Raw genomic sequence first — 17,685 nt, forward strand, 5'->3', positions numbered from 1 at the left:
GGAATGCGGATCAGGAGCGTCGTCAGAAGCGATAGGCAAGGCCCAGATTGACGACAATCGGGTCCACACCGACCTTGGCCCTGACTGGCGCGGGGCCAAGATTCCCGCTGATATTTCCATTGAAAGGAATATAGCGGGTATCGAGGTTGAGCAATAGGCTCGAATTCAGAGCTACACGCGTTCCGACCTGCAGCGCGGGAGCCCAAGTGTCTTTCACGTTGAACTCGGCAATTGCGCCGTCTTTCTCGTTCAGGAATAGCAGGCGCGCTATGCCTCCCCCTGCATACAGAGAGACATTACTCCCGATCGGCTGATGATATTGAAGCGACAACACCGCAGGTCCATAGTCAGTCGAGCCGAGCGCAAGACCTTCGATAGAGCCGGTTCCTTGCAGCCTCGCGCTAGCAGGGATACCGCCGAACAGGTTTATCGCAATCCGGTCAGATAGAAAATAGGACAGGTCGAAAGTGACCGTTTCGTCATTATTGATGGTGACGCCTGCTCCCGGCAGGTCACCGCCGCCAACCGAAACCTCGTCCAACTGCTCACTGGTCAAAACCTCTGACGCGGAAACAGCGACTACGAAATCCCCGCGTTTATACATGCCGCCATCTTGGGCTGAAGCCGCACTCCCCCACATGAGAGCCAAACCCAGAACACAACAGGATGTCGGGAATTTTACATTGAATGGATTCATTTCTTCTCTCCCAGATATATTTATCTTGTTCGGGCCAGGCCCAGCTTCACTAATTTCTCCGGACACCGCCGGAGTTTTCCTGAGACCCAGCGGCCTCAGGCAGCATTTGCGTCCAACATCCCGACCTTGCCCAAAATCATGTCGGCGGCGTTCTCTGCAATCATCATGGTCGGGGCATTGGTATTACCGGCCACGAGGCTGGGCATAATCGAGGCGTCAACAACCCGGAGGCCTGAGATACCCCGGACGCGAAGCGAGGCGTCGACTACGGACTTCGCATCCGCACCCATTCGGCAGGTGCCCGTGGGATGGTAAATTGTTTCGGCAGTGTCGCGGATAAACGCGGCAATTTCATCGTCTGTCTGGACGGACGGTCCGGGATGCACCTCAGAAGCACTATGAGCGGCCATCGTAGGCGCATCCAGAATGCGTCGGCCGATCTTGAATGCCGCGATCATTGTTTTGAGATCATCAGGATCGGTCAGGTATCCAGGCTGAATCAGTGGGTCGGCCATTGGATCAGATGATTTCAAGGAAATGTAACCGCGGCTTTTCGGCAGCAGATCGCAGATATGAAGCGTGTAACCATATCCGAAGGCAACTTTTCGCCCGTGATCTTTGAGATAAGTAGGCAGAAAGTGGAACTGAACATTAGGCCGATCTCGGTCAGGCGAAGACTGGACAAAACCACCTGCTTCCGCAACGTTGCTGGTAAGAAAGCCCCGCCGTGAAAAAATATACGACCACAGCCCCCCGAGGGCTCTTGGTATGAAGCTGGCTGCCACCCCGATCGGCTTGCGCGAATTTGCTGCGTTCATGATGGTGACGTCGAGGTGATCAGCCATGTTCTGCCCGACCTCGGGTAAATCGTGTATGATCGGAATGCCATTATGGCGCAACACAGCACTATCCCCGATCCCCGACAGCATCAGCAATTGTGGAGAATTCACGGTGCCACCAGACAGTAGGACTTCACCACCCGGTTTGAGCTTCAACTTTTTCGACTCGCGCGCCTGGCGGTAAGCGACGCCAACGGTCGATTTGCCATTCATCAACACGCGCTCGGCGCGCGCATCGGTAATAATGTCCAAGTTCGCCCGCTCCTCGACCTGGCGCAAAAAGGCCTGCGCTGAACTCCATCGCCGACCGTTGCGCTGTGTCACTTGGTAATATCCGAGGCCTTCTTGGCTGTCCGCGTTGAAATCCGGATTGACCGGGAACTGGAGTTCCCGCCCCGCTTCGACGAAATCATCGCTGAGCGGGTTTACCGTGCGCAAATCGCCGACGCTCAATTCACCGCCCTGTCCGTGAAAACCTCCAGCCGGGTGACGTTCGTTGTCCTCCATGCGCCGGAAAAGTTCGCTCGCACGGTCCCACCCCCACAAAGCCGATCCTGCCGCTTCCTGCCAATATTGATAATCGTCTGGATGACCGCGAATATAGATCATCGCATTGATCGAGGACGAGCCACCAAGTGTCTTTCCTCTGGGCCAGAACAAGCGCCGCTTATTAAGATGATCCTGCGGCTCGGTTTCGAAAGCCCAGTTGAGTTTTTTGTTGTTGGCGAGAAGCGCGATTCCAATCGGCATGTGGATCAGCGGGCTTTTGTCCCTTGGGCCAGCCTCTAGCAGAGCCACCCGTTTCTTGCCATCGGCTGACAACCGGTTGGCGAGGACGCAACCGGCCGAACCGGCCCCGATTATTATGTAGTCATACATGGTTCGCTTGTTCCTTGCAGAATGTACGCATCAGCCCAGCACCCGGACTACGAGGTCGATCAAACGGCGTACGCGCGGCGTGTAGGGAGGATAGAGCCAAGAAAGGATTGAAAACCGATCTTCCAGGATGGCCCGCTCATGTGAGAACGAACGAAAGCCATACTCGCCGTGCGCGGCCCCTATCCCGGAATTGTTCACTCCGCCGAAAGGGAGGTTTGGATGGAGAAATTGGGCGACCGTGACATTAATTCCAATCCCGCCAGTCGAGGTGTTCGCGATCACGCGGTCGATTAATCCCCGGTCCTTCTCGAAGATATAGAGTGCCAGAGGTTTCGGCTGCGAATTGATCCTTGCAATGACGTCATCCAGATTATCGAACGGAATGAGCGGGAGCAGGGGTCCAAACAATTCCTTTTCGGCGATGTCCATGTCAGGGTTCATGCCTCTCAGCACGGTCGGTGAAATGTAGTTTTCACTCGAGTCGAATTCGCCGCCGAAAGCGATCTCCCCGCCCTTCGTGCGTGCATCCTTTACGAGGGCGTGCAGCCGCTTGAAATGGCGGGCATTGACGATCCGGCAATAGTCGGGGTTAGCCTTCAGATCACGATTGTCGTTCCCGTAGACCCTGCAGATTTCTGTGATGACAGCGTGCTCGAATTCTTGGGCAATACTGCTATGAACATAAACATGGTCGGGCGCGATGCAGGTCTGCCCGTTGTTTGCGAATTTACCCCAAACGATACTCTGTACCGCCTTGCGCATATTCGCCCCGGGGCCGACAATGGTCGGCGACTTCCCACCCAATTCAAGCGTTACCGAAGAAAGATTGCGCGCTGCTGCTGCCATCACAACCTTGCCAACTGCCGGACTACCGGTGAAGAAGATATGATCGAACGGCTGCTCTAAAAGGCTCTGCGAGGTTTCAATTCCGCCCTGGACGACAGCTACATGCAATGGTGAAAAGACCTCGCGCACGATGTCGGCGATTACGCCCGACGTGTGCGGTGTCAGTTCTGAGGGCTTGATCACGACGCTGTTTCCCGCCGCGATCGCTGAAACCAAAGGGGCTAGCGAGAGATTGACCGGGTAATTCCAGGGCGCGATAATGAGGCACACACCCTTGGCTTCCGGGCGAACCCGCGCCCGCGTGCCGACCATGCTCAATGTCAACGCCGCGCGACGGGGTTTCATCCACTGCCTGAGATGTCGTTTCGCGTGCCGTATTTCTTGCAAGACCGGGAATATTTCGGTCAGCTTGACTTCCGATGCAGGCTTGCGGAAATCACGTTCGCAGGCCTCAGTGATCTGCGTTTCGTGCGCAAGCATAGCCTTACGCAACCTTTGAAGATCATCAAGCCGCGCATTTCGATTATACTGTGTCCGATGCGCCAGTTGGGTAGCCTTCATTTGTGCTAAAAGGTTGTCATATTCTCTAATCGCATTGCCCGGAGATCCAGCTGGTTTCAGAATTTCGGCAATTCCCATTAAATTAAGCTTTCATCTGAATTGTCGTCATTTAATCGCGCACAAGGACATAATCGCCCTTGGATGCTCCGCAATCGGGACAGCACCAGTCGTCTGGTATTTCTTCGAACCGAGTTCCCACCGCAAATCCCTCGTGCTGATCGCCTGCTGCCTCGTCATAGACATGCCCGCAGGTGATGCAGACCCACTTTCGAAATGGCGCCCCTGGAGCGGCGCTGGTCGTCGTGGAACCATCTGGGGTGATGGGCGTGCTTGCGCCAACTTCGGCGGCCTGCGATCCTCCATCAATCGGAGTAAAATCGATCTTGTCGCGCACAGCGCAGTCGGGACATGACCAGCTTTCCGGCACCTCGCTCCACGGCGTTCCAGGTCCGAAACCTTCATGAGGGTCGCCATCGGCCTCGTCATAAATATAACCGCAATCAGGGCACTGATATTTCGCCATCGATAAACCTCGTAATTTGTTCTGGAGAGCCATGGTGCGGATTGCACCGCTCGGTGAGACACCGCAGTGACCTTGGGCACAAAGCTTTCACAGCGTTCGACCCTACAAACCTGCACCGCCACTCGGTTGGGAAGAACGGCGCAGGGTGGGTGTGGGAAGAGACTCGACCCTGCGCCGAAAAGTTTTACGCCGCGTCCGCGAACTTTCTTTCGTAATATGCCCGTTTACCCTTGCGTATCTGGATTTTACTCAGATCGCCGTCGGCCCAAGCGACGGTACGCTTGTCCATCACGGCCCGGTATGCAGCTGGGAATAGTGCGAGAAAAAACATCCCTGGATAGCCGAGCGGAAGCGCCGGCAAATCCTCAAAATTACGCAGCGACTGATAGGACCGCGTCGGATGCGCATGGTGATCCGAATGGCGCTGCAAATGAAACAGGATCAGGTTTGACATGATATGGTTCGCGTTCCACGAGTGCCGCGGCTGCTGGTGCTCATACCGGCCATTCGGCAACTTCTCGCGCAGCAGGCCGTAATGCTCGATATAATTCGCGCTCGTCAGCTGCCACCAGCCATACGCCATTTGAATCGGCAGGAAGACTAGCATGATCGTGCCAAATGCGGCGATCAGCGCACCATAAAGCAGGAGGGTGACGACCATTGGCTGGAGAATCTCGTTTTTGAGAGTCCAGGGGCTACTGCCACAACGGGCGAGGCGTTCCTTTTCCAGATGCCAAGCGCGTTTGAATGCACCCGGAATTTCGCGCAGCGAGAAAATGTAAATATTCTCGCCCATTTGCGAAGTTGCGGGATCTAGCGGCGTCGCTACGTCGCGGTGATGCCCTTTGTTATGTTCGATGAAGAAGTGTCCGTAGCCGACAACGGCAAGCACAAGCTTTGCCATCCAGCGACTGAACGAGGATTTCTTATGTCCAAGTTCGTGGCCGGTGTTGAGTGCCAATCCGTTGACGACACCCAACGAGAGGGCCAGCGCAATAAATTCAAGCGCGCTGAGATCCTGGGTGGCAACCCACCATGCGCAGCCGATCAGCGCGGCGAAGTGTATTGGCACCGTAAGGTAGAGAAGCACGCGATAATATGTACTTTTTTCAAGTTTTTCTACCGCGCTTTCGGGTGGATTGGAGTAATCCTGGCCAAATACAAAATCAAGCGCTGGAATAATTAAATACCACAGGATCAGAACCAGTCCATACCAGATGCTCCAGCCCGTTTCCGAAACGAGATAAAGGCCTACCAGAGGCGTTGCTGGCCAAAGAACGGAGAGTATCCATAGTGCTTTTTTCTTGTCGACATAGTTCAGTGCCGCATCGCCATCTAGATGCGACTTATTCAATGCGTGGCTCACCATCCGTTCTACCTTTCAAATGCATCCCTAGTCCATAAACGGATCGGACTTTTTCGAATTTCGTGTCCGATTCCTATCTGCAACAAGTAGACAGGCATATGAGGGGTATTCAACTACCCGATCGGGTAGTTTTAGGCGTTTTTCGATTGGATAGGCCGTTAAGGAGCGCCTCTGAGGAACCGCGGGATAGGATTGTACCAGCTTAGGAGACGCAAATAAGAATGAGGCGAGCGCGACGAAGCCGAGATAAGAGTCTTTGGTTTTGCCAAACGCCCTATGAAGCGCTTCGGGAAAGGCTATAATCGCAGGTAGAGAGTGTCTCCCCAGACACCCGATGTACACACCGCGCGCATATGGCATCGACGCAACGGTGAATATCTAATGTGCGGCGTGCGCAACGCTGCCTACGCCTCTCAACGTTGCCCTGCTAGTTTAACATGACCAAATGACAAAGGGGATTTTGGACAGAATTGTAAAAGCAATTATTGGACCTCATCCCCCAAGATCATGATTACCTTGCATAATGGGGGTTTTGCGGACATCAATTTTCGCGTGTCCGGCGAACGGAGTCCTTTGTTTGCAGTTTACGCCTAACTAAGGAATCTTGAGTATGCCTTGTTGGAAGATAAATGGATGACTGCGCAATCTATGCCAGATGAACAAACGGTTGAGAAAATGCGGGTTCGACTTGTAACCCCCTACCAATTGACGCTCGGTATGGAATTGCTGGAAAGCAGCAGCGGGCGTTCGATCAGTCGAATGAAAGCCAATAGGCGGATTGCCAAAGCACCGGGAAATCCAAACCTTGATCCGCTAGCCCTCATGGGCTTTATCGATCAAGGATTGTCCCAATCGTTGAAAGGACTGATTGCGGCTGAAATCGGGATTTCAACTTTTGATTTGCGGATCGGACTTTTATCAGGATCTTCAATGGGGGATGAGCTGACGCTGACCGCCGAAGCAGTGATGGTTGGGAAAAAATCAGCTACTGCAACAGGTAGTTTAACCAATTCGTCCAAAGATATCGTCGGAATAGCAACAGGTCTGTTCCGTCTGGGTAGCTTTCCGGGGGGCGCTCCGGCCGACTATAATTTGATCGGTGATTTCAATCCCCAAGCAATGCCCGGGCCAATGACCGCCAGTTTGGGAATATCGGGCGCACCAGACTCGCCACAAATTGCTGCAGGGAACCGGGCTGTTTTGGGATGGGAAAGCGGAAATATTGTCCATGGAGGCGCCGTTGCCGCAGCGCTGATGGCTGCATGCCAGGGCCGTGTGGCAGGCGGTGAAAGTTCGATCGGCCAGCAGCTAGAGTCGATCGACATTCGTTATTTGCGTCCAGCCATTGGGTCGCGCGATCTATTCACCAAAAGCTGTTTTGAACGTGAAGGCAAAGCCGCGAGCTTTGTCCGCGCCACCTGTTTCCATGAACCAGAGAAACCGCTAGCCAAAGCGATAGCAACTTTTGTGCGCTAGCGCATATTTGATTGGTGTCCCGGCAGGTATCAACGGTATAATTCGCCGTCCGATAATTATTAAATTATTTGGCCAGGACTGCAAAAAAAATGGAGCGAATGGCCCCCACCACTCGCTCCGACTGATCCAACGGGAGAGAAGGATCAGAATCAGTTAGATTTTGGGATTGGAGGTGTTCAGCACACCCTTAGATTCCCAACCATTTTTTCCATCGCGTTTCGTATGATGGCCACGTCTGCGTTGGAAACGCCTTTGAACATCTTCTTATAAACAGCGTTAGGATCAGGACTCATTAACTGAGCCAGAAGATGACGGTAGCTGCGATAGCGATTGCGGACAAGAATGTGTGAGCGCAGCGATCATAGCGGGTGTGGATGCGTCGCCAATCTTTGAGGCGCCCGAACATATTCTCGATTTTGTGACGCTGACGGTAGAGGTTTTTGTCGAAGTCAGCGGGTAATATCCGTCCTTTTCGCGGTGGGATGCATGGCGTGATGCCTTTGGCCTGCAGGGCAGCGCGATACTCGTCGCTGTCATAGCCTTTATCTCCGATCATGCACTTGGCATGGCGCGGAAGTACTGGATATGTGAGCTTTGCACCGATGTGATCGCTCATCTGCCCTTCACTTAAACACAGGATCAGCGGTCTTCCGGTCCCGTCGCACACGGCATGGAGTTTGGAGTTCAAGCCGCCTTTCGTTCTTCCGATACGTCTGGGAATAGTCCCTTTTTTAAAAGGCTGGCAGCAGTACGGTGCGCTTTGAGATGTGTGGCATCGATCATCAGCACATCGTCTGCGCTGCTATCGGCGGCAAGGCTCGCGAGTATCTTGTTGAACACGCCCAGACGGCTCCAGCGTATGAACCGGTTATAGATCGTCTTGTGCGGCCCGTAACCAGCAGGGGCATCACGCCAGCGCAAGCCATTGCGGATCACAAAGACAATCCCGCTTAGCACTCGCCGGTCATCAACCCTGGGGACCCCGTGCGATAATGGAAAATATGGCTCTATCCGGCGCATCTGCGCCTTGCTCAACATAAACAGTTCACTCATCAGCGGCATCTCCTTTGATGCCACCATTGAATCAACCTTCAACCAATCATGCAAGCAATTTAATAGGTCCTGACCCTAGTATATATGTTTCTTTTCTTCACTGCAGGTACAAAATACGAAACAGAAAATCGAGGTGGACGATATGAGCGCTAGCGGCAGCAATAACATCAGGGGCGATAGTGTTGCCCTTCAAAAGCTTGAGTTGTTGCTGGCGCAGGCTGCGAGCTTGCCGCGTGATTCAGAACCATTCAAGCTGGCCCAGGCGCTGGAAGGACTGCCCGATCTACCAGATCGGTTTAACGCGGCATTTCTCGGCGATGGCTGGATATATGTCGAGTTTGCCTGTGGTCACGAGGCCGCCAGCCAAGCGCTGACCATGAAACTGCAAGGGGTAGAGCAAGCATCGATCGACCAATATTTGAGCGAGCATTTGCTAGGGGTCGAGCCAATCAGATGGCAGGCGCTCAAGCTTCTGGGCGGCGGTATGTCCGAACCTCGCTATCCGGTGAGGGCCGGGTTCGTCGAGCGCGTGTTCCAAGCCTATGAGTCTGGCGACCACATGATTGTCACGCCCTTAGTTTTGATGCTGGTCGACGGGTTCGGTGTGTCGGAAACGGGCACGAAGAGTATGTTCGCTGACATCGGCGACCTTGATCACCTATTTCAATCGCTTGAGAGCGTTGCCGGTCATCCGACCGCATTGCGGAAGTTGCTGGAGAAACTTCGCAGAGGCCAGCGCGGATATTCCGAATCCCCTCTGACGATGCCCTTGCGTAATGGTATCCTTCACGGGACACGGCTGAACTATTCTAGTGGTGTCGTCTCGGCAAAGGCTCTCAACCTGTTGGCGGCCGTTGTCGAATGGGCGCGCGATATCGCGCCCGAGCCCAAGAACGAGATCGCGAAGCGGGAATGGAATTCCAAATTCCTGGCTGCGAATCTTACTAGGCTTAATCCCGATACACCGGAACGGGCCCTCGAACTGTTTCAGGAGGCTTTCGATTCAGGGCGTTTTACCGATGTCGTCGCAATGATCGATTATCATCCTGTTCTGACGTTGTTGCCCGAAAAAATGAGAGAATGGCAGGAGCTTGGTGTCGATAAGCTGATTATCGAACGTAAATCCAAATGGGAGATTTTTGGAGGTGCCCTAGATAGCGAGCAGAATGCACGCTGCGTGGTCAATGTGACGATTACTTTACCGGGGGTCTCTGAAATTGCTTTCGAAAGAACACTTTTCGCGAAAAGATCAGCGCAGCTGGCAGAAGCAGGTCTGCCGTCTGTCTGGCAGATCGAACTTAGTGTTTTGGGAGCAATTCGTCATCAGTTGCACCAGCATCTGGAGTCGTAATGACCTCGGGGTTGGACCAAGATGCCTCGGAAGCCGCGCAAGCGATCATTGCCCGGCTGTTCCAGATGCGGCAATTATGGGGAGAGGCAGTCTGGGCATATTTCGAGCCGCAGAAGTTTCGGCTCGCACTGCAAAACTGCATCATGACCAGCAGGACGGTCACATTCATCCTTCAATCGAACAAAGCCAAATTTTCCGATTTTGACACATGGTATACGCCGCATCAGAATCGCTGGAAGCAAGATCCGATCATGCGGTGGGCGAAAGACTCCCGCAATACAATCGAAAAGCAGGGTGACCTGGAAACCCACAGTCAAGTCCGGGCTGAGATCATCGCCAGCTATATGAACGAGGGGCCGCGAACCGATTGGTCCAACGTCCCCCTATCGGCGACTCCAACGTCTATCTACAAAACGATACCGCAAAAATATTTCGTTCCGCAGATTGTCGAGCATGGTACTTTGCTTATCGAGCGGCGATGGGTCGCCAACGATTTGCCCGACACTGAAATTCTGGAAGCTCTCGCACATGTCTATAGCGATTTCTGCTCAACTTTAATCGATTTGCTGGAAGCTAATCAGCTACCGGTCCCATCTAAGCTTACGAAAAGCCGCCCTGACGCAATGGGCCAGCTGGCAATGAATCGCGCCTTGTATCTTTCGATGAAAGACGGGTCGGTTCGAGGTCATCGCTTCTTTAGAAAGCCAATGGAGCGTCCTTCCGAAAAAGATGAAGCGCGCGTGATGAAGCGCTACCGTAAGGCCGGTGCCGGTTGGGGAAGGCTCAAAAACGCCAAAACACTAAGCGATATTGCCGAGGCGTATTTCGATAATGCACGGGCGGTTCTCAAGCGTGATGGCTACCATCAGAATATGACATTTCTGTTCAAGGACAGGTTCCCAATTGATATGATCCGCACGGACCATCCGGACCGTGCATCGCGCTATGTACTGATGCGTGACCTTGCTCGTTTGGCTCGGATTGTAGGCGCTGACGCCGTAATCATGCTTGGAGAAGCATGGTCAGCCAAGCCAGAAGATCTACCACCTTCGGGATTCGCTGTCGAAGCCGAGGAACGCGGAGAAGTCCTGTTCTTGAATGCGGCAAACTCGAAAGGTGAGAGCTTTGCGATGGAAGCTGTCTTTGAGCGCAGGCGATTTGGCTCGAAAAAAATCAAAAAAGTGCATCCCACCGAAATAACCGACAAAGGATTCCAGTTCTTATTTCTACCATTTTTTGAGGAATGGGACTGCTTAGATCAGGATAAGCTGGACGCGGCTTTTGAGCAGATGGAAGAACACGGCCTTTAAACACCTAAATCTTGTTATATAGTTTAGAACGCTCGACCGCGGTTCATGTTGGTTCACTTCGTAAATGTGGCAACTATGGCTTCAATCTGGTAGGAATATTGTATGACACCAGCAGGAGATTACGATGAGTGACAAAGAATTAGCCTTTAAATTTGATCAAGATTTTTCGGAGGTCGAAAACGGAGCCTCAAGGCCCGATTCGACGATAAACGTTCCAAAACTTTCGGCTTACAATCAAGCATCTGAAAGCTGGAGATTGGATCGACTCCGTTCAGCTTGGGGGCAAGCCTGTGCAGCCGTCAGCCTTTTATCCAATAGATATCAGCGTCACTGGCGTGGCGCGATCTTTGCTATGGAGGATTGTAAAGGCACGCTGCAGATATCATGGCGTGATGAGCAAAGCCGGATGATGTTCGAGGGCGCAATCATGGGGGCTTGGGAACGCGAAGGCGATCATGCCGGAGCACATGCTCTGCTAGAAATGGATACCGTAAATGCCTGACCCGATATTTCTCTCTCATGAGCAACTTGAATTCGCAAAGCGCTGCAAGGCTGAAGCTGAAAAATTTGCTAAGACTCCTCTGCTTTTGGGCAATAAGGAGGCAATAGATATTGCCCGTACATTGATTGAGCAAGCCGCTGAGCTTGGCTTACCCGCAGTAGCCTATAGCGGGCTACAGATTGTAGTTTCGATGCACGATACTGAAATGGCGCTTCCCGAGCATCTGCGCAGTTTCAAAAACGCTTCGTCGTCATGACCGAAGGCCCCGTCGCTGTCGATATTTCTCAGGTTTTGCTATGCTAGCCTTGTAATAAAAAAGCTCGCCATCACTGACGAGCTTTTTAGTATCTATATGCGGTGAGGGGAGGCTTGCGCCCGCGTGTCTCACACGTCATACGAACCTTAATAGCTATTTTTCTCGAAAAGTCAACTTTTAGTTGATCGATTCCCAACTTTAAGAAGACGGATTTTGCCCTTCACGCCTCAAGAAATCACTGATTTACCCAATGTATTCTCGGCGCCCCGATTTGCAACCTATTTGCAGGCAAAAAACAATGTCCCTGAAGACGCTCTCGCGCTTTATCAGTGGAATCTTGAGCTTTCTGCAGCCTTCATCGTCCCGCTTCAGATATGTGAAGTGGCGGTGCGCAATAGCATCGCGGATGCCTTGGAAATGGTACATGGTCCCAATTGGCCCCGGTCAAACGGCCTTATCCGACGACTGCCCAATCCGCAAAGGCGGTTCAGTCCGACAACCGAGCTTCTCAATGTAAGCCGGATGCAGCCGACCACGGGCAAAGTGGTTGCCGAGCTGAAATTTGTATTTTGGGAATCCATGCTGACAGCTACGCATGACAACGACCTTTGGAATCCGCATTTTCGAACTGTTTTTCCGCACACCGATGCCGGTAAATCGGTGCAACAGCTGCGTCATGAAGCGCATGATCAAGTGTTCAAAATCCGTAAATTTAGAAACCGTATCGCACATCACGAGCCCATATTCGTCCGCAACATCGCGGAGGAATATGACCGGATAAAAGCCGTTGTCGGATGGAAGTGCCAAACGGCCGCTGGTTGGCTTGATCGTGTGCAGACGATTACGGCGCTCAATCAAAACAGGCCCTAGTTCAAGCGATATAGTTCAGAGTGTAGGGCCGCAGGGGAAATGCTTCCCTGACCCGCGTTGCGCAATGTCAACTCCTGCGTGACAGGATGTTTTTTGCCGGTTCTTCTTTGCGGCTAATCCCGTGCAAATTTCAACAGTGGTTCGATGTCCCCGCCGTCCGCTGCCTGTAATGCTGTGATATAGGCTTTGCGGGTTGCGCTGGCATCGGTCAGGCTTGTTCGCCCCCATGTAAATATCGCCTGTTCTAATTGGATTGCGAGATAATCGCCTGCCATGCGGGAATGGCGTCCATTGCCGTTAGGGAAGGGATGAATGGAAACGAGCTGGTGGCTGAACCGGACTGCGATTTCATCGGGCGGGTAGGTTTCATTTTCTACCCAGAACCGGACATTGTCGACAAGCTGGCGCATTTCGGTCGGGATGCGATAGGCATCAATCCCGATATTTCTAGGGCTTTGGCGATATTTGCCCGCCCATTTCCAGACCTGCCCGAACATTTGTTTGTGCAGCTCCTTGAGCAACGCATCATCCAATATATCGGCTTTGCGCTTTCGCCCATACCAGCGGCTTGCCTCGGTAATGTTGATCTGCTCGGCTTCGTTGAGCTCGCTGCGCAGCGTGATATAGGTCGGGATCAGCTGTTCACGCTCTTCTTCTGTTAAAGGCGTGTTGGCTTCATCATCACCATCAAACAGCGGATCGGTCATTCATCATCCCATAAATGGCTAATCGGCTCTGCCAATATGTCCCTGGTCATGCGTTCGAGCTCTTCTTGCATTTGCACTTTGGTCATCGACTGGTTTTCCAGCAGCATACCGTGCGATACCGTCCCGATCTGGTCATGGGCTTTGCTGCGCGCACGATCCTCGACGATCTGATCGAGCGGCTTATTGGGAACAAACGCATAAACCAGCGTGCAATCCAGCGCTTCAGCCGCTTCTCTCAGCGTTTTTAGCGTGGCCGAGCCATGCGCTTCGGCCCGTTCAAGCGGGGTAATACGCGACTGGGAAACGCCTAGTCTATTCGCAAGCTGACGGCTTGACATGGCTAGCGCGTCGCGAATGGCTCGTATCCAGCCGCCTTTGGGGCTGGCAAGATTTGTATCACGCAGAAAACCGAGGCGCTTGTCGAGATTCTTGCGGGCTAATCCGGCTCTTTTTGCATTTGACATATCTGATCTCCGGCGCTTTCGTAACACTCATAGATGTTCAAATCAAGAGTTATTGAACATATATAGATATTAGATATATTTGTAATTGAGCACATGTAGATATTTGATTATGAGTGTGGCTTGATATGAAACCGCCAATCTCTGGGGCTGGACTGTGAGGTTTTGTATCATGCAGATGAGCGTGACTTGTTTCCTGACAGAGGTAGGAAAGTTCAGGAACATTGTCTGAACTTATATTTTGGGGAAGGCCTTCCCCTGAGCCGGAGCCGCTTGCGCTGTCTCCCGCTACCCCTTCTGCGGGGACACCCCGCAACGTCCCGGATAATGGGCGGGATTTTTTGGGGACGCACTCTTTTCCGCTGCGCTCCTTGAGGGTGCGGCTTTTGTTCTGACCCGCAGGCACTCTTGCCTCTCTCCTTGCACGGTGGGCGCTGGCGCACAGCTGCGCGCGCACACCACCGCGCGGCGTCGCGCCGTGCAAGGGTGCCGTTTTTGTTGAGGCCGCTTCGCGGATGATGGGATCGCGATGATGTGCGATGGCTATGGACGGCGCGGACGCGCCGGCGTTGTTTTCCGGCACCAGAGAGACGGTGTGGGCGGCGCTCCCGGCTAGGCCCGCCGAGCTCAGGCGCAACCCGGCCTTTCAGGACCGGGTATTCCTCTTTGTTGCATCCCTTCGGGTGCGCCTGACCGCTTGATGCGGGCCTTTCTGGTCGCTCTTGCCGCCCACCCCGCCTCACATGGGGATTAGACTGTCAAACATTTTTCATCATATGCACTCCATTATTAGATAAATCCAAGTCTGAGCCTGTTCGATTGCGTGGTAAGTAATCTTACCACTCCAGCCTCACATACGGTCGCTGCAATAAACAGCTGCACCAAGACCCCGTATTCGTCGGGTAGGCTCAGGTAGACGGGACCATTCTTCCGGTCGGCATTTGAAGCCATGCGGGGTTGTCGGTCCGCCAACCTGGATCTGCCGGGCGCGATCGAACCCGGCGGACAGGGAAAACAGTGTTGAAGTTATGCCGTCTTCATAACAGCGCCCTCAATAACAACGCCGTGCCGGATAAACTTCCATAATGCGATCAGCAGCTTGCGAGCCAGAGCGATAACGGCAGGCTTGCGGCGACGGCCGCCATCCAGCTTGACCCGCTCCTGGAACCATTTTGATAATGCTGAGGTCGGCTGATGTAACAGCCAGAACCAGGATATTTGCACCATCACGGTTCGAAGACGCGGATTACCCGCCATGGACACACCTTGTTCACGGCTGATTGACCCGCTTTGCCAAGGCGTCGGCGTGAGCCCGGCATAAGATGCGAGCTGCCTTCGGTTGTCAAAGTGGCGATATAGTCCTTCGGACCAGAGCACCTCGGCAAAATCGGGGCCGATGCCTTTGAGCTGCATCAGTCTGGCTGCGCAGCCAGGAATCTTTTCGTCGACTGGCGCTGATGCGACCAGCTCGTCACGGGTTTTCTCGACCGCCTTCATTTGCAAAAGGATCAACTCGATCCGGTCGAGCATCCGCGCAATCTCGGCTTTGAGATGCGGTGGTAGTAAACGACCGTCACCCGTTCGCAGCTCTTCGAACCGCTTGCGGCGATACCGGCCCAGCGGTTCAAAGCCGACAACCCCCTGACAGAATAGCAGGCCTTTGATCTTGTTGACGATCTTGACGCGCTCCACCACCAGCGTTTTGCGCTCGCGGCTGTTGCGGCGGCGATCTTCTTCTTCCGGTGTCGGCGGCACAACCATGGCGCAGACACGCGGATCACCGCGCTTGAACGACAATAATGCGCGCAGCAGCATTTCGCCGTCGAGCCGATCCGTTTTGATCCTGCGCCGCCGCCGCGATGTCGCAATTGAGGCGGAATCGACGACATGGCTTTCAATATCATGCTGTTCCAGCATGCGGTGTATCCAGAAGCCGTCAAGGCCGGCTTCTTGCACGGCCACAAACGGGAACTCGCTACCGGTTCGCTTTTTGGCCTTCTTGCGCAGAAGTTCGAGGCGGTCCAACAGGCCAGCAACATCGCCAGCCTTCAGCACATGGCGTGACATTCGCTCACCGCCCCCTGGCAAGATCGATGTGATCATCCACACCGAACGGCTGAGCTCCATGGAAAAGAAAATAGCATTTAACGTCGTTTGAACCGCTGGCTCGGGTTCAAGTTTTTCACCATTATTATTTTGCACCATATATCTCCTTTCTATTTTTGCGACGGCGAAGACAGTCTTCGTGTCATTTTTTACAATGTCGCCACAATGGCCATCGCTTGCGCGATGACGTTGTTTTGGGCCTGATCCAGGTCGCGGGGTGGGCGGCACTCCCTTCTAGGCCCGCTGCGGCAGGCCGCAATGCTCGCTTCGCTCACTACCTCCTCTTCGTTCCGGCCCTTCGGGTGCAGCCTGCCTCAATCAGCGGGCCTTTCCGGTCGTTCTTCGCCGCCCACCCCCCTCCCTGGGTCAGGCGCATGCGGATTTAGGTCTGTGTGCGGCCTGATCTCCATAGGGTCTTCCGGGGCCGGGTGCGGCAGTTTTGGGGTGATGGAGGCGGTTATGTTGCATGAAAATACGAAAGTCAGTGAAAACGGCAAGGGCAGAACAGCGAAGGCAAAGCGCGCTTCGCGCACGGCGCGTAAACCGCGCCGGAGCGGAAGGGCAGCGCCGAAGGTATCTCTTTATGATGAAGTGACCGCGCAGATTATCGCGCAGCTTGAGGAAGGCGTTTTTCCTTGGGTGAAACCTTGGAACAGCGGCAACGCCGTGACCGGCTTGCCGCGCAACGCGATTTCGGGGCGGCACTATTCGGGTATCAATATCCTCATATTGTGGGGCGCTGTCATTGATGGTGGTTATCCCTCGCAGGATTGGCTGACATTCCGGCAAGCCTTGGCCGCTGGCGGATGCGTTCGCAAAGGCGAGAAGGGCCGAACGATTTTCTATGCTGACCGCTTCACGCCGGATGATGAGCGGCAAAAGGAAGGCGAGGGCGGCGCGAGCTATTCAGATGCACCCCGCTCCATTCCATTCCTCAAACGCTTTACCGTGTTCAATGCCGCGCAATGCGATGGCTTGCCGGAGAAGCTGACCGCTGAACCCGCGCCCTTGCCCGAACGCGAATTGCACGATCAGGCCGAGGCCTTGATTGCAGCAACGGGCGCGGATTTTCGGACGGGCGGAACCAAGGCCTTTTACAATGTCGGCGCGGATTTTGTGCAAGTTCCCCCGCAACCCGCCTTCACTTACCAGATTGATTACTACCGCACCGCCTTGCATGAACTCGGCCACTGGACGGGCCACAAGACCCGTCTTGGCCGCGATCAGTCGGGCAGTTTCGGGACTGCGCTTTATGCGCGGGAGGAATTATGCGCCGAACTCGCATCCGCTTTCCTTTGCGCCGCGCTCGGTATCGTGCCGACCGTTCGCCATGCCGATTATCTCGGCTCTTGGCTGGCGGTATTGCGGCAGGACAACCGCGCCATTTTCAAAGCGGCCAGCCAGGCCAGCAAGGCGGCAGATTATTTGCTCGCGTTCACCGATCAGGTGCCATTCCGGTCGGAGTGCGCGGCATGAGCAGGGCAGCGCCAGATCACACCATCCCGCAGCTTGACGCCGAGGTCACACCGATTGGGGTTCAGACTTTGGTGTCGGGTGTTGCGCCGATCACGCCAGCCCAGAGGCTGGCCTACCGCGCCAACGCGCCGATGGAACCCAAGAAGGCCCAGCGACCCGCCGATCACGGCCTGTTCGATACCAATAGCCGCAACCAGATCGAGATGTTCTGAAAGGAGTTTCTGCCATGATGTTGCTGACTCAAGATCAACGAAAGCGTCTTTTGGCTAACGGCCAAAATCGCGGCGATCATATTCCGGTTGTCAAATTGTTCAATCCGGTTGGCGCAGCCACTTGGCTGCTGTCTGAACTCGACGAAGATGGCGACACGCTATTCGGTTTATGTTGAACTCGACATAAACCAAAG

General features: G+C 53.9%; 17 protein-coding genes and 1 pseudogene. 9 read left to right on the forward strand and 9 right to left on the reverse strand.

Translation table 11 applies throughout. From position 1 onward, the window contains the following. Positions 1 to 22: 22 nt before the first annotated feature. The 5 genes from ACO6S1_RS09460 to ACO6S1_RS09480 form a co-directional block, all read right to left on the reverse strand. A complete protein-coding gene (locus ACO6S1_RS09460) occupies positions 23 to 697 on the reverse strand; it encodes an OmpW/AlkL family protein (RefSeq protein ID WP_422346043.1) in 675 nt (224 codons plus the stop codon). Between the two features lie 95 nt (positions 698 to 792). Then, entirely contained in the window at positions 793 to 2,415 is a 1,623-nt protein-coding gene (locus ACO6S1_RS09465; protein ID WP_422346044.1) for a GMC family oxidoreductase, read from the reverse strand. A 30-nt stretch (positions 2,416 to 2,445) separates the two neighbouring features. Next, on the reverse strand, positions 2,446 to 3,900 hold the full coding sequence (locus ACO6S1_RS09470; protein ID WP_422346045.1) for an aldehyde dehydrogenase family protein: 1,455 nt from the start codon (positions 3,898 to 3,900) through the stop codon (positions 2,446 to 2,448). Positions 3,901 to 3,931: 31 nt separating this feature from the next. Next, on the reverse strand, positions 3,932 to 4,345 hold the full coding sequence (locus ACO6S1_RS09475) for a rubredoxin (RefSeq protein WP_422346046.1): 414 nt from the start codon (positions 4,343 to 4,345) through the stop codon (positions 3,932 to 3,934). Between the two features lie 184 nt (positions 4,346 to 4,529). Next, on the reverse strand, positions 4,530 to 5,714 hold the full coding sequence (locus ACO6S1_RS09480; protein ID WP_422346047.1) for an alkane 1-monooxygenase: 1,185 nt from the start codon (positions 5,712 to 5,714) through the stop codon (positions 4,530 to 4,532). Between the two features lie 630 nt (positions 5,715 to 6,344). Between ACO6S1_RS09480 and ACO6S1_RS09485 the strand changes: the two genes are divergently transcribed. Then, entirely contained in the window at positions 6,345 to 7,187 is an 843-nt protein-coding gene (locus ACO6S1_RS09485; RefSeq protein WP_422346048.1) for an acyl-CoA thioesterase domain-containing protein, read from the forward strand. Positions 7,188 to 7,479: 292 nt separating this feature from the next. Here the strand turns inward: ACO6S1_RS09485 and ACO6S1_RS09490 are convergent. After that, a protein-coding gene (locus tag ACO6S1_RS09490) for an IS5 family transposase (RefSeq protein ID WP_422343784.1) occupies positions 7,480 to 8,240 on the reverse strand; the annotation gives its coding sequence in 2 pieces (ribosomal slippage) (positions 7,480 to 7,907 and positions 7,907 to 8,240; 762 coding nt in all). A 142-nt stretch (positions 8,241 to 8,382) separates the two neighbouring features. Between ACO6S1_RS09490 and ACO6S1_RS09495 the strand changes: the two genes are divergently transcribed. The 5 genes from ACO6S1_RS09495 to ACO6S1_RS09515 all read left to right on the forward strand — a co-directional run bounded on the left by ACO6S1_RS09495 (position 8,383) and on the right by ACO6S1_RS09515 (position 12,529). Next, entirely contained in the window at positions 8,383 to 9,591 is a 1,209-nt protein-coding gene (locus ACO6S1_RS09495) for a hypothetical protein (RefSeq protein ID WP_422346049.1), read from the forward strand. Next, positions 9,591 to 10,901, forward strand: a complete 1,311-nt coding sequence (locus ACO6S1_RS09500; RefSeq protein WP_422346050.1) for a hypothetical protein — start codon at positions 9,591 to 9,593, stop codon at positions 10,899 to 10,901. Before ACO6S1_RS09495 ends, ACO6S1_RS09500 begins: the two co-directional genes overlap by 1 nt. Before the next feature lie 124 nt (positions 10,902 to 11,025). Beyond that, the gene (locus tag ACO6S1_RS09505) at positions 11,026 to 11,403 is read left to right on the forward strand and encodes a hypothetical protein (RefSeq protein ID WP_422346051.1); all 378 of its coding nucleotides are present in this window, start codon (positions 11,026 to 11,028) and stop codon (positions 11,401 to 11,403) included. Beyond that, positions 11,396 to 11,659 carry a hypothetical protein gene (locus ACO6S1_RS09510; RefSeq protein WP_422346052.1) on the forward strand — a complete coding sequence of 88 codons (264 nt, stop codon included), beginning with the start codon at positions 11,396 to 11,398 and terminating at the stop codon, positions 11,657 to 11,659. The genes ACO6S1_RS09505 and ACO6S1_RS09510 overlap by 8 nt, the downstream gene beginning before the upstream one ends. 213 nt (positions 11,660 to 11,872) lie before the next feature. Further along, positions 11,873 to 12,529, forward strand: coding sequence for a hypothetical protein (locus tag ACO6S1_RS09515; RefSeq protein ID WP_422346053.1), 657 nt, complete (start codon positions 11,873 to 11,875; stop codon positions 12,527 to 12,529). 113 nt (positions 12,530 to 12,642) lie between these two features. Here ACO6S1_RS09515 and ACO6S1_RS09520 read toward each other — a convergent pair whose 3' ends face one another. From ACO6S1_RS09520 to ACO6S1_RS09530, 3 genes are all read right to left on the reverse strand, one after another. Beyond that, positions 12,643 to 13,236, reverse strand: coding sequence for a mobile mystery protein B (locus ACO6S1_RS09520; RefSeq protein WP_422346054.1), 594 nt, complete (start codon positions 13,234 to 13,236; stop codon positions 12,643 to 12,645). Continuing rightward, positions 13,233 to 13,700 (reverse strand): mobile mystery protein A, encoded by a 468-nt coding sequence (locus ACO6S1_RS09525; protein ID WP_422346055.1) that lies wholly within the window; start codon positions 13,698 to 13,700, stop codon positions 13,233 to 13,235. The genes ACO6S1_RS09520 and ACO6S1_RS09525 overlap by 4 nt, the downstream gene beginning before the upstream one ends. A gap of 1,023 nt (positions 13,701 to 14,723) precedes the next feature. Beyond that, the gene (locus ACO6S1_RS09530) at positions 14,724 to 15,902 is read right to left on the reverse strand and encodes an IS110 family transposase (RefSeq protein WP_422346056.1); all 1,179 of its coding nucleotides are present in this window, start codon (positions 15,900 to 15,902) and stop codon (positions 14,724 to 14,726) included. 360 nt (positions 15,903 to 16,262) lie between these two features. Between ACO6S1_RS09530 and ACO6S1_RS09535 the strand changes: the two genes are divergently transcribed. From ACO6S1_RS09535 to ACO6S1_RS09545, 3 genes and pseudogenes are all read left to right on the forward strand, one after another. Beyond that, positions 16,263 to 17,279, forward strand: coding sequence for an ArdC family protein (locus ACO6S1_RS09535; RefSeq protein ID WP_422346057.1), 1,017 nt, complete (start codon positions 16,263 to 16,265; stop codon positions 17,277 to 17,279). Then, positions 17,276 to 17,491 carry a hypothetical protein gene (locus ACO6S1_RS09540; protein WP_422346058.1) on the forward strand — a complete coding sequence of 72 codons (216 nt, stop codon included), beginning with the start codon at positions 17,276 to 17,278 and terminating at the stop codon, positions 17,489 to 17,491. Before ACO6S1_RS09535 ends, ACO6S1_RS09540 begins: the two co-directional genes overlap by 4 nt. Before the next feature lie 14 nt (positions 17,492 to 17,505). Continuing rightward, positions 17,506 to 17,661 (forward strand): annotated as a pseudogene (locus ACO6S1_RS09545) (DUF2958 domain-containing protein); the annotation flags it as partial. Positions 17,662 to 17,685 lie beyond the last annotated feature (24 nt).

This window comes from Parasphingorhabdus sp. (assembly GCF_965233695.1).
In the GTDB taxonomy this organism is placed as follows: Bacteria; Pseudomonadota; Alphaproteobacteria; order Sphingomonadales; family Sphingomonadaceae; genus Parasphingorhabdus.